We start from the raw sequence: 11287 nt of genomic DNA, 5'->3' as shown, positions 1-11287 counted from the left end.
CTTGCCAAACATTGTCGCGCCTCCCGGCCAGTCATCTTTCAGGACCTTCGGCAAACTCATATCCTATATAAACTTGCTCAGACAACAAAAATTTATAGATTTTTCTGAAATCAGAAAAAGTGTATAGAAAATCAGACTGGCTGACAGATGATTCCGGGATTTAAGAGCGTGGACACAACATCACTGGAATTGGCTTCGCCGCCGCCGTCCTCGACCCAGGCCAGCACGGTCTATGACCGGCTGCGGGAGGACCTGCTGTCCGGACGGCTCGAGCCGAGCCGGAAACTCCAGATGCGTTTCCTGACTGAGCTGTATCAGACCGGTCAGACGCCGCTCCGCGAGGCGCTCAACCGGCTGACCGCCGATGGTCTGGTGGAGTGCCGCGAGCAGCGCGGATTCTATGTCGCGGATATCAGCCGAAGCGAACTGGCCGAACTGACCAAGACCCGGTGCTGGGTCGAGAGTCTGGCGCTGCGGGAATCCATGGCGGCCTCGACGCCGCAATGGGAGGAGCAGCTTCTGCTCGCGCAACATCGCCTCGGGCGAACCCCGCGCTCGCTCAATGCCGAACACTTCGAAGACAATCCGGAATGGGAACGGCTGCACCGCGTCTATCACCGCACCTTGATCGGGAATTGCGGTTCGCAGTCCCTGATCGCGTTCTGCGGACAACTCGCCGACCAGCTCTACCGCTATCGGCGTCTGTCGATCCGCAAGGCCTTCCCGTCACGCCATGTGACGGACGAGCATCAGGCGATCATGACTGCAGTTTTGAGCGGTGATGCGGACCGTGCCGTGGATCTGCTCACCGCGCATTACAGGCAGACCGCTGAAGTCATTCTCCAGGACAAGCAGATCTTTTCCGAACTGCATGAGGGCGAAGACGCGGCATCGTAGCGGGCACGGACGCAGGCCCAGCCAACACCTCTGCGGGACATGAAAAAGGCCTCGCGACGCATGCAAGGCCTTGGAAACATGTCTGCAAGATTTGTTAGGCAGAAAATTTGGTAGCGAGGAGTGGACTCGAACCACCGACCCCAGGATTATGATTCCCGTGCTCTAACCAACTGAGCTACCCCGCCACGGCATCCGAAGGGGACAAATTGTCCCCCGGCGAATGCGCGGCATATAAGAAGTCGAGGGACTCGATGTCAAGCAAAGTAGCGCCTGAAATCGGTGCCTGAATAGATGTTCCCGCAACCCGGTCGCCGATTTCGGGGCCGGGCCGCTATCGTCGCCCGATCAGGCACTTAGGACCGGCTTCAGCCGCCGTCGAAGGCCTTCTTCAGGGCGGCCAGATCGAGTTTGACCATGCCCATCATGGCCGTCATGGCACGCTTGGCGCCCTCGCCATTCTCGCTGGCAAGCATTTCAGTAAAGCCGTTCGGCACGATCTGCCAAGGCACGCCCCAGCGGTCGTTGATCCAGCCGCAGGCATTTGCCTTGCCGCCATTTGTCAAAATGGCGTCCCACACACGATCGACTTCGGCCTGGTCTTCGCAATGGATGGTGAAGGACACGGCCGTGCTGAATGTGGCGGGGCTGCCGCCATTGAGGCCAATGAAGCTTTGGCCGGCCAGCGTGAAGCCGACCACCAGCACGTTGCCTGCTTTGCCGCCGGGATAATCGATCGGGGCGCGCTGCACGCGATCGATGGAGGAATTGGGCACCAGCGAGCAGTAGAACCTGGCGGCTTCCTCGGCCTCGGTCTCGTACCAGATGCAGGGTGAGATCTTTGACATCGCTGCTATCCCTCTCTCGATCAGGCCTGAGCCATCGCAGATTGCGCGGCGGCCATGTCCATCCACATCACTTCCCAGATGTGACCGTCGGGGTCCTCGTAGCTGCGGCCATACATGAAGCCGAAATCCTGCGTGGGTGTTGGATCGGCGCTGCCGCCCGCACCCACGGCCTTCTTCACGAGACCATCGACTTCGTCGCGGCTGTCTGCGGAGACGCAGATCAGCACTTCGCTCGAGGTCTTCGCATCGACGATCTTCTTCGAGGTGAAGTGGCGATATTTGTCGTGCGTCAGCAGCATCGCGTGGATGGTGTCGGAGAACACCATGCAGGCGGCGGTGTCGTCGGAGAATTGCGGGTTTTTGGTTGCGCCGACCGCCTCATAGAAGGCGACCGCGCGGGGCAGGTCGGTGACGGGCAGGTTGACGAAGATCATTTTGCTCATCGGATGGCTCTCCTGTGGGTATACGCTCTGGGTGTTCTCTGTGGTGACTGTCGCGCATAGGACGCGTGGGCCCACCGCGATCCGACATCACCGACAAAATTTTCTCAGTTATTTTTGCAGGCGGAATTTCTTGTCCGCCGCGATCAATATGTCAGCCGGGCGATCTCCGCGTGCAGACGGAATGTCGCATGGCTCATCCTGATTGCGAATTGCGGCGGCGGTGAAATCATCGTTGATTGCCAAAGACGCAAGACGCGTTCGCAGCCTGGTTCGGAACATGTCCTTTTCCTGGGGTTGTTCCGGGCTAGACTGAACGACAATAAAAATACAGCCGGTCCGGGCATCACCCCCGGAATCGCAGAGGGAGAAACACATGTTGCAACGCAATCGCCTTGCTATGTCCGCTGCTGTCGCGCTCGCCGCGGCCGCCACCATGTTCGGCGGTGCAGCCCAGGCGCAGGACTATCCGACCAAGCCGATCACACTGATCGTGCCATGGCCCGCCGGTGGCTCCACCGACATCTCGATGCGCGCGATTGCGGACGCGGCGTCGAAACATCTCGGCCAGCCCATCGCCATCGACAACAAGGGCGGCGGCGGCGGCACGGTCGGCCCGGCCACCATGGCCGCCGCCGCGAAGCCGGATGGCTACACCATCTCGCAGATTCCGATCACCGTGTTCCGCCTGCCGCTGATGCAGGACGTGTCGTGGAATCCGGACAAGGATTTCTCCTACATCATCCATCTCACCGGCTACACCTTCGGCATCACCACGAATGCGGAGTCGCAGTTCAAGACCTGGAAGGACGTGGTCGATTTCGCCAAGGCCAATCCGGGTAAGGTGACCTATGCGACGCCGGGCACCGGCACTTCGCTGCATGTGGGCATGGAGCAGATCGCGGCACTGGCCGGCATCAAGCTGACGCAGGTGCCGTTCAAGGGCGGCGCTGAAACCAACGCTGCGGTACTCGGCAATCACACCATGCTGCAGGCGGATTCCACCGGCTGGCGGCCGCTGGTCGATGCCGGCAAGCTGCGTCTGTTGATGGTGTGGACCGACAAGCGGTCGCCGAATTTCCCGGATGCGCCAACGCTGAAGGAGAGCGGCTATCCGATGGTCTATGACTCGCCGTTCGGCATCGCCGGCCCGAAGGGCATGGATCCGAAGATCGTCGCCAAGCTGCATGACGCCTTCAAGAAGGCCATCGAGGATCCCGCTGTCATCGCGACGCTGGCGAAATACGACATGGTGCCGAACTACAAGAACACCGAGGACTACAAGAAATTCGTTGTCGAGGTCACCAATTCCGAGCGCAAGGTGATCGAGGGAATCGGGTTGGGCAAGAAGCCGAATTGATCGTCGAATAACGACGTCAGGCGCATGCGATGGGGTCCATCGCATGCGCCTTCATTTCATGTCGATGTCCCGGGACAGAAACGATGACTGATCAAACCCGCCCGCCATTCCGGCTCAACAATTCAGAACTCTGGACCGGCGTGCTCGGCATTGCGCTTGGCGTGTTCGTCATTCGCTCCGGCCTCAAGCTGAAGCTCGGCACCATCAACGATCCCGGCTCCGGCTTCATGCTGTTCTATATTGGCCTGCTGATGTGCGCTTTCGCGCTCACCATCGTTCTCGCTTCGGTAACGGAAGGCGGACCGACCTTTGGCTCGCGATGGGAAGGCGCAAGCTGGGGCAAGCCGGGCGCGATCATCGTCATCCTCTCGGCCTATGCTTTCGCGCTCGAACCGCTCGGCTTCCTGATCTCGACCATTCCGTTGATGCTGGTGTTGTTGCGCGTCATCGATCCCGTGCGTTGGACGCTGGCGATCCCACTCGCGGTGCTGGCGCCGCTCAGTGTGTGGTGGGTGCTGAAACGCGGCCTGCTGATCCAGTTGCCTTCGGGCATGTTTGAAATCGGCTGACGGGAAACACGGATCATGGATGTTCTCGTCAATGTCATGCACGGCTTCGGTGTCGCGCTGCAGCCCGTCAATATTCTCTACTGCTTCATCGGCGTCTTCATCGGCACCCTGGTCGGCGTGCTGCCGGGCATCGGGCCGATCTCGGCGATGTCGCTGCTGCTGCCGGTGACGCTGTCCGGCACGCCGGAGTCCGGCATCATCATGATGGCCGGCATCTATTACGGCTCGATGTATGGCGGTTCGACCACGTCGATCCTGGTCAACATTCCCGGCGAGGCGGCATCCGTCGTCACCTGTATCGACGGCCATCAGATGGCGAAGCAGGGCCGTGCCGGTCCGGCGCTCGGCATTTCCGCGCTCGGCTCCTTCATCGCCGGCACTTTTGCGCTGGTGATGCTGATGCTGGTGGCGCCGTCACTCGCCTCGGTCGCCATTGCGTTCGGTCCCGCCGAATATGCCAGCCTGATGGTGCTCGGCCTCGTGGTGCTGACCTTCCTGACACAAGGCTCGATGGCCAAGGCGCTGCTGATGGCCTGTATCGGCATCGTGCTTGGCCTCATCGGCCTCGACAGCATCACCGCGCAACCGCGGCTGACTTTCGGCCGGATCGAACTGATCGACGGCATCGGTCTCGTGCCCGTGGTGATGGGTCTGTTCGGGCTCGGCGAGGTGCTGCTCAACACCGAGCAGGTGATCAAGCGCGACATCATCAATGCCAAGATCACGCAGCTCCTGCCCAACAATGAAGACTGGAAGGCCAGCGCCGGCCCGATCGGGCGCGGCACGATTTTAGGCTTCTTCCTCGGAATCCTCCCCGGCGGCGGCGCTGTGGTCGCGTCCTTCGCGTCCTATGCGCTGGAGAAGCGGCTGTCGAAACATCCGGAGCGCTTCGGTCATGGCGCGATCGAAGGCGTTGCCGGACCTGAAGCGGCGAACAACGCGGCAGCAGGCGGTGCCTTCATTCCGCTGATGACCCTCGGCATCCCGCCGAACGTCGTCATGGCGCTGCTGCTCGGCGCTTTCGTCATTCACGGGTTGCAACCCGGCCCGCTGCTGATCACGCAGAACCCCGGACTGTTCTGGGGCATCGTTGCCAGCATGTATATCGGCAACCTCATGCTGCTGGTGCTGAACCTGCCGCTGATCGGCATGTGGGTGAAGCTGCTGAAGCTGCCTTACAATGTGCTGTTCCCGCTGATCATCCTGTTCACGATCATCGGCGTCTATTGCAGCAGCAACAATGTGTTCGACGTCTATGTCATGATCGGCTTCGGCGTGATCGGCTACTTCATGCGCAAGTTCGGTTACGAGCCCGCGCCTTTGGTGCTGGCCTTTGTGCTGGGTCCGCTGCTGGAGAACAATCTGCGGAAGTCATTGATCCTGTCGCAGGGCAATCTCATGACCTTCATCGAGCGCCCGATCTCGGCAGCGTGTCTTGCGCTGGCAGTGGTGCTTCTGATCGCGCCGCTGTTGCCTGCACTGCGTAAGAAGCGCCAGATGGTCGCGCTCGACGAGGGCGCGTAGCCGGGGAGCGTTCGCATGGACACCGAACTGGCCAGGACATTCCTTGCTGTTGTAAGCGCCGGGAATTTTGTGACTGCGGCGGAGAAGCTGCATGTCACACAGTCCACGGTCAGCGCGCGGATCCAGACGCTCGAGCAGTTGCTGCGCGTGACGCTGTTCGTCCGCAACAAGGCCGGTGCGACGCTGACGCCGGCAGGCCGCCAGTTTCAGAAGCACGCGTCCACGTTGGTGCGAACGGTGGAACATGCGCGGCAGGATGTCGGCATTGCGAAAGGCTTCAGCGGGACGCTGACCGTCGGCGGTCGCATTGGGCTGTGGGAGGAGCATCTGCTGCACTGGCTGCCGCTGATGCGCGCGAAACATCCGGATATCGCGATCCGCGCCGAGAGCGCTCTCGAAGCCGAATTGATGCAGGGCCTCGTCGAAGGCAGGATCGATATCGGCGTGATGTATACGCCGCAGAGCCGGCCTGGCCTCAAGGTCGAGCAGTTGTTCGATGAGCAGCTCATTCTGGTCTCGACCAGCACGCACAGCGCGCCGGAGCCGCAGTCGGGTTACGTCTATATCGACTGGGGCCCGGAATTCTACGCACGCCACATGGCGCTGTTTCCGGATTTCGCCGGGCCATCGCTCACCGCCAATATCGGCTGGCTCGGGCTGCAGCATGTGTTGGAGAATGGCGGCTCCGGATATTTCCCGCGCCGCATCGTTGCACCCCAGCTGAAGGCCGGGCGGCTGCATGCCGTCGCCGATGCGCCGGAATTTTCGATGCCAGCCTATGTCGTCTATCCCGGCGATCGCGACGATGCGATCATCGCCGAAGCGGTCGCACTCATGCATCGCCTCGCGCATGACGCGGCCAACAGAAAGCCCGCGCCTGCAGGGCAGGCGAGGGCGCCGAAACGTCCGGCAAGGCGGACGTGATGCGGGGAGCAGGCGCGGCTAGGTGCCGGACGGATATCCCGATGTCGCAACGATCGCCGCGATCTGATCGGCGCTGTGCCGGGAACGATTGGTAACTGTCAGGCGTGCGATGATCGCCGCAGCAAAGGCGAACAGCGCGAGAGCGACCGATACGTCGGGGTGGATGATCGTTTTCATGGTCGGCTCCTGCATCATCGAGGGGCGGCATCGCTCCTCGGGTTCCTTCGAGCCTAGGACTGCCATGAATTTTGACAAACGAATATTATTGACGCTTGCAATCGATATTATCGATTTGAAATCGACCCGAGCCGAATGACGCGGTGATCGACTTGCACGACGTCGCGCTGTTGCGCTTTCGGCACGCCGTTCAGGTCGCACTAGATGGTTGGTAGGGCTCCGGGCATCGACGTCAGCCCGCTGATCGAAGGAGATCGCTGCAAGAATGATATGACCACGCGCACACACAGCCGTCAGCGCTGCGCGCGATTTAAACTGCGTGCGGGAAACAGGATATCGCGATGTGTGATGAAGCAGAGCTGGCGGTCGACGTGATCGCAAGCGTGCGCGTTGCATTGAGACAAGGCAGCCGCGCCGAACGCATGCGATGGGATGCAATTGATTCAATGCGAGGACGAACAACGCGCGCTCGACAAATATCAGCCGCAGATTCGTCCGATTAAAGATTCACGCTCCGGCGAAATGAGTTGGGGGCTGCATCATGGCGTTTGTCGGACCTGAATTTCCCATCAATTCCACTACGGCCAATGATCAGGCGGGAGCAAGCCAAACGCTGTTGTCCGACGGACGTATTCTTGTCACGTGGACTGCGACGGACGCCAGCGGTCATCAGCCGCATACAATTCAGGGCCGCTACTTGTCGGCGGACGGTACGCCTCAAGGTCCCGATTTTCAGATCACGATCGATCGGAGCGGAGATCCGGGAGCGCCTTCGGTCACGGCGCTTTCCGACGGCCGCGCCTTTGTCGCATGGCAGTCCTATATCGCCGCCGACAATGTCACCGAAGTTCGCGGCACCCTCATCGATGCGGAGGGGCATTCCGTTGCGGATATGGTGGTCAATTCATCAACTGCGATTTCGCCGCAGATGCCTTCTGTCACGACGCTTGCCGATGGCCAGATCTTGCTGACCTACGTGTCCGCAGACGGCGGGGATCCGAAATATCTCGGCGATATCCGCGGGAGGATCCTCCACGACGACGGAACCGTCGCCGTCGACGACTTCACCGTGAATACGACCACCTGGGGTACGCAATATGATCCGAAAGTGACGGCGCTGCCCGACGGGCGGGCGTTCGTCACATGGAGGTCGTACGATCCCGACGAGGGGCGCTACAACGTCTCCGGCCAGTTCGTGAACCCCGATGGCAGCGCGAGTGCGCCAGACTTTCGCATCCTGGCGGGAGCCCAGTTCAATCAGAGCGACGCGTCCACCGCGGTTCTCGCGGATGGACGCATTCTCGTGGCCTGGACCGCGCAGGAACCGGATGGTGACAGCAACATTCATGCGCGCCTGCTGAACCCGGACGGATCCGTGGTTGTGTCCGATAATATCGTCAATGCGAATTTTGACGGCGGTCAGGATTCCCCGTCGATCGCCGCACTGCAGGATGGCCGCGCCGTCATCATCTGGCACGCCACGGATCCCGTCACCGGCGCCAGTGATCTCTACGGTCGCCTGCTGATTCCGGGCGCTTTTCCGATCGGCAACGATTTCCTCGTTAATTCGACAGGTGGCCTGGCGGAAACCGGACCGCATCTGCTGACATTGTCCGATGGGCGTATTCTCGCGACCTGGACCTCGTTCGAGCAGGGACCGGCTGCAGACGACATCCACGGCCGCATCATGTCGTTCAACACGATCACGAACGGTACGCCGGCTGCCGACACGATCTCCGGCACCGCGGATAACGATATCATTCACGGCGGCGATGGTCGCGACACGATTCATGGCGCGGCGGGAAATGACGTCCTGCATGGCGATGGCGGCAACGACTTTCTTTACGGCGATGCGGGCAATGATTTTCTGTTCGGCGGCGATGGTGACGACCGCATGTGGGGCGGTGACGGCAATGACATTTTCGTCGGCGGCAAGGGCGCCGATGCTTTCGCCGGCGCGTCCGGCATCGATACGGTGCGCTACGAGACATCGCCGTCTGGTGTTCACATCGATCTCACACTTGGCGCGGGCAGTGGGGGCGATGCCGCCGGTGACAGTTTCAGCTCGGTCGAGACGGTGATTGGCAGTCGATTCGACGACATGCTGATCGGCGACGGTGCCGCCAACACGTTGTCAGGCGGCAGCGGCAAGGATGTTCTGGACGGTCGCGACGGCAATGACGTGCTGGACGGCGGCGAAGGAAACGATGCGCTGACCGGCGGCGCCGGCAATGACATCCTGCACGGCGGTGCCGGTAACGATCAGCTTTGGGGCAATGCGGGTGACGATATCCTCGCCGGCGGCGCAGGTGCCGATATGCTTGCCGGCGGCGCCGGCAACGATACGGCGGACTACAGCACGTCGATTGCCCAGGTGAATATCAATCTGGCGACAGGTGTCATTCAATGGGGAGATGCCGAAGGTGACCGGCTCAGCTCGATCGAAAATCTGATCGGGAGCGGGACCATGGACCTGCTGACGGGTGACGCAGGCGACAATCGCATTTCCGGTGGCGGCGGGAACGATCTGATCGATGGTGGCGGCGGAAACGATAGTCTTGATGGCGGCACCGGCAACGATACGCTCACAGGCGGGCTCGGCGCCGACATCCTGACCGGTGGAGCTGGCGCGGACAGTTTTGTATTCAAAGCTGTGCAGGACAGTCTGCCCGGAGCTGCCGATCAGATCACCGACTTCTCGTCGATCGTCGCAGACACGGCCGACTGGATCGATCTGTCGGCAATCGATGCCAACAGCAAGGCCGCCGGCGATCAAGCGTTCGCCTTCGTCGGAAGCGCCGCTTTCACACATATCGCCGGCGAATTGCGCTTCGCCGATCATCTTCTTCAAGGCGATGTCGATGGCGATGGTGCGGCCGACTTCGCGGTTCAGGTGAACAGCGCTGTCTTGAAGGCAGGTGACTTCGTCTTGTGAGGTCCGCGATGTGAGTGTCGTCGCGCGGCCACCCGCGTCGCGGGCAGCTTTCGCGTTACGCTGCGGTCGACGTTCGCGACGTGACGCCCGGCATCAGCTGAAACGGTTGCTCGATCACGATGCTCGGGCAGCCCAGCGACGCCGCGACCTGGCTGGTCGAGGCGACCACGGCATGGTCGATCTGCGAGCCGGGAATCTGGGCCACGATCAGCTGCGCGATGCAGAGCTGTTTGGTGCCGCGCAGGTCGAGATCGACCCGGTAGGCAAATAGCGCATGGACGATATCGCGCCGGTCGCGGATCACGATCAGCCCGTTGTCGCCGCCGTCGGCATCGGTTCGCCGGCGCACGAAATCCAGCCATGTGTCCAGCGTAACGCTGGCATCGTGCAGATAGACGAGCGGATAGGCCGCGCGAGCGTCCGCCCAAGTCATTGGTTGCGCCTGATATTCCTCATTCATCGCCGGATTCCCGCATGGCCTGCGAAATTGGCGGGGATGGGCTGGTTCGGCATTGATATGGGTCAAAGCGTCCACGATTGATCCATGTCAAATGGTGTAGAGTGATTTTCAAGACCTGCCACATGTGACCAAACCAGAGATGGACAGTGCCATGACCTTCGCGGAACCAGCGGCCGAGACCTGTGCCGGAGAGCGCGACTGCAGGCATGGCCGCAGCACCAATGGCTGCGACGATTGCAAGGTGCGCCTGTTCAGCGTTTGCGGCGCATTGGAACCGGCGGAACTCGACGAGCTCGACCGTCTCAGCCAGGTCAAGAACTTCCCCGCCAAGGCCATGCTGTTCGATCAGGGCGCCTTGGCCGGCAGCGTGTTCAACGTGACCGAAGGCATCGTCCGGCTCTACAAGTCGCTGCCCGATGGCCGCCGTCAGATCGTCGGCTTCGCGCTGCCCGGTGACTTCCTCGGACTTGCGCTGATGGACCGCTACGGCGTCGCCGCCGAGGCCGTGACACCGGTGCGCGTCTGCCGTTTCTCCCGCGCCCAGTTTCTCAGCTATGTCGATGGCAAGCCGCATCTGCTGCGCCGGCTGCATGAATTTGCAGGCCATGAACTCTCGCTCGCGCAGGACCAGATGCTGCTGCTCGGCCGCCGCACGGCCGACGAGAAGGTGGCCGCCTTCCTGCTGAACCTGCAGGCGCGCTATGGCCGCATCGGCGCGATGTCGGTCAACGTGCCGCTTCCCATGAGCCGCCAGGACATCGCCGACTATCTCGGCCTGACCATCGAAACCGTCAGCCGCACTTTGACCAAGCTCGCCAAGGAAAAGACCGTGGTCGTGGTGCCCGATGGCGTGCGGCTGCTGTCCACCGACCGGCTGGATCAGCTCGCCGCGGCGTAATGCGGCGCTGCATTTTGATGCAGCTCAAGGAGAGCGTGTCCTGCCGCGCTCACACTCTTCTCCGTCACTCAAGGAGAAGAGATATGCCTTTCGACAGTATGCTGGTCGCCGCCGCCGTGGTCACGATGTTCGTCTGCTTCGCCCTGCCGCTGGCCTGGGTCTCGCGCCGGACCTTCGGGCAGGAGCCCTTCGGCGGCATGCCGGTGCCCCTCATAACCGGCTGATTTGTCCTCCAAAACATGCCATGAGTCCTGACCC

At 61.4% G+C, this 11287-nt stretch carries 12 protein-coding genes and 1 tRNA gene; 8 read left to right on the top strand and 5 right to left on the bottom strand.

Annotation, left to right across the window (positions count from 1 at the left end; translation table 11 throughout):
* The first annotated feature begins 168 nt into the window (after positions 1–168).
* Positions 169–897 (top strand): GntR family transcriptional regulator, encoded by a 729-nt coding sequence (locus tag AB8B02_RS20285; protein WP_244628307.1) that lies wholly within the window; start codon positions 169–171, stop codon positions 895–897.
* A 108-nt stretch (positions 898–1005) separates the two neighbouring features.
* Here AB8B02_RS20285 and AB8B02_RS20280 read toward each other — a convergent pair.
* From AB8B02_RS20280 to AB8B02_RS20270, 3 genes are all read right to left on the bottom strand, one after another.
* Positions 1006–1082, bottom strand: a tRNA-Met gene (locus AB8B02_RS20280).
* A 180-nt stretch (positions 1083–1262) separates the two neighbouring features.
* Positions 1263–1742, bottom strand: a complete 480-nt coding sequence (locus AB8B02_RS20275) for a VOC family protein (protein ID WP_089265928.1) — start codon at positions 1740–1742, stop codon at positions 1263–1265.
* Between the two features lie 20 nt (positions 1743–1762).
* Positions 1763–2185, bottom strand: coding sequence for a VOC family protein (locus AB8B02_RS20270; protein WP_439065008.1), 423 nt, complete (start codon positions 2183–2185; stop codon positions 1763–1765).
* A 397-nt stretch (positions 2186–2582) separates the two neighbouring features.
* Between AB8B02_RS20270 and AB8B02_RS20265 the strand changes: the two genes are divergently transcribed.
* From AB8B02_RS20265 to AB8B02_RS20250, 4 genes are all read left to right on the top strand, one after another.
* Positions 2583–3542 carry a tripartite tricarboxylate transporter substrate binding protein gene (locus AB8B02_RS20265; RefSeq protein WP_439065907.1) on the top strand — a complete coding sequence of 320 codons (960 nt, stop codon included), beginning with the start codon at positions 2583–2585 and terminating at the stop codon, positions 3540–3542.
* 83 nt (positions 3543–3625) lie between these two features.
* The gene (locus tag AB8B02_RS20260) at positions 3626–4111 is read left to right on the top strand and encodes a tripartite tricarboxylate transporter TctB family protein (RefSeq protein WP_439065007.1); all 486 of its coding nucleotides are present in this window, start codon (positions 3626–3628) and stop codon (positions 4109–4111) included.
* Between the two features lie 15 nt (positions 4112–4126).
* Positions 4127–5635 (top strand): tripartite tricarboxylate transporter permease, encoded by a 1509-nt coding sequence (locus AB8B02_RS20255; protein ID WP_439065006.1) that lies wholly within the window; start codon positions 4127–4129, stop codon positions 5633–5635.
* A 15-nt stretch (positions 5636–5650) separates the two neighbouring features.
* On the top strand, positions 5651–6559 hold the full coding sequence (locus tag AB8B02_RS20250; RefSeq protein ID WP_439065005.1) for a LysR family transcriptional regulator: 909 nt from the start codon (positions 5651–5653) through the stop codon (positions 6557–6559).
* An 18-nt stretch (positions 6560–6577) separates the two neighbouring features.
* Here the strand turns inward: AB8B02_RS20250 and AB8B02_RS20245 are convergent, their stop codons facing one another.
* Entirely contained in the window at positions 6578–6736 is a 159-nt protein-coding gene (locus AB8B02_RS20245) for a hypothetical protein (protein WP_439065004.1), read from the bottom strand.
* A 541-nt stretch (positions 6737–7277) separates the two neighbouring features.
* On the opposite strand from AB8B02_RS20245, the gene AB8B02_RS20240 reads away from it, so the two are divergent.
* The gene (locus AB8B02_RS20240) at positions 7278–9671 is read left to right on the top strand and encodes a calcium-binding protein (protein WP_439065003.1); all 2394 of its coding nucleotides are present in this window, start codon (positions 7278–7280) and stop codon (positions 9669–9671) included.
* Between the two features lie 55 nt (positions 9672–9726).
* On the opposite strand, the gene AB8B02_RS20235 is transcribed toward AB8B02_RS20240, so the two are convergent.
* Positions 9727–10104 (bottom strand): hypothetical protein, encoded by a 378-nt coding sequence (locus AB8B02_RS20235; protein WP_439065002.1) that lies wholly within the window; start codon positions 10102–10104, stop codon positions 9727–9729.
* 178 nt (positions 10105–10282) lie between these two features.
* On the opposite strand from AB8B02_RS20235, the gene AB8B02_RS20230 reads away from it, so the two are divergent.
* On the top strand, positions 10283–11029 hold the full coding sequence (locus tag AB8B02_RS20230; RefSeq protein ID WP_231079318.1) for a Crp/Fnr family transcriptional regulator: 747 nt from the start codon (positions 10283–10285) through the stop codon (positions 11027–11029).
* Between the two features lie 83 nt (positions 11030–11112).
* The gene (locus tag AB8B02_RS20225; RefSeq protein ID WP_231079320.1) at positions 11113–11253 is read left to right on the top strand and encodes a hypothetical protein; all 141 of its coding nucleotides are present in this window, start codon (positions 11113–11115) and stop codon (positions 11251–11253) included.
* Positions 11254–11287 lie beyond the last annotated feature (34 nt).

Source organism: Tardiphaga sp. 862_B3_N4_1 (assembly GCF_051811085.1).
Classification (GTDB): Bacteria; Pseudomonadota; Alphaproteobacteria; order Rhizobiales; family Xanthobacteraceae; genus Tardiphaga; species Tardiphaga robiniae.
Note: the sequence above shows the minus strand (reverse complement) of the source record. Positions and strands in the feature narration are given on the sequence as shown.

Bases quoted from the DNA above. Each gene is read 5' to 3' on its own strand.
- AB8B02_RS20275 (WP_089265928.1), bottom strand. From the start codon at position 1,742: ATGTCAAAGATCTCACCCTGCATCTGGTACGAGACCGAGGCCGAGGAA.
- AB8B02_RS20270 (WP_439065008.1), bottom strand. From the start codon at position 2,185: ATGAGCAAAATGATCTTCGTCAACCTGCCCGTCACCGACCTGCCCCGC.
- AB8B02_RS20265 (WP_439065907.1), top strand. From the start codon at position 2,583: ATGTCCGCTGCTGTCGCGCTCGCCGCGGCCGCCACCATGTTCGGCGGT.
- AB8B02_RS20260 (WP_439065007.1), top strand. From the start codon at position 3,626: ATGACTGATCAAACCCGCCCGCCATTCCGGCTCAACAATTCAGAACTC.
- AB8B02_RS20255 (WP_439065006.1), top strand. From the start codon at position 4,127: ATGGATGTTCTCGTCAATGTCATGCACGGCTTCGGTGTCGCGCTGCAG.
- AB8B02_RS20250 (WP_439065005.1), top strand. From the start codon at position 5,651: ATGGACACCGAACTGGCCAGGACATTCCTTGCTGTTGTAAGCGCCGGG.
- AB8B02_RS20245 (WP_439065004.1), bottom strand. From the start codon at position 6,736: ATGAAAACGATCATCCACCCCGACGTATCGGTCGCTCTCGCGCTGTTC.
- AB8B02_RS20240 (WP_439065003.1), top strand. From the start codon at position 7,278: ATGGCGTTTGTCGGACCTGAATTTCCCATCAATTCCACTACGGCCAAT.
- AB8B02_RS20235 (WP_439065002.1), bottom strand. From the start codon at position 10,104: ATGACTTGGGCGGACGCTCGCGCGGCCTATCCGCTCGTCTATCTGCAC.
- AB8B02_RS20230 (WP_231079318.1), top strand. From the start codon at position 10,283: ATGACCTTCGCGGAACCAGCGGCCGAGACCTGTGCCGGAGAGCGCGAC.
- AB8B02_RS20225 (WP_231079320.1), top strand. From the start codon at position 11,113: ATGCCTTTCGACAGTATGCTGGTCGCCGCCGCCGTGGTCACGATGTTC.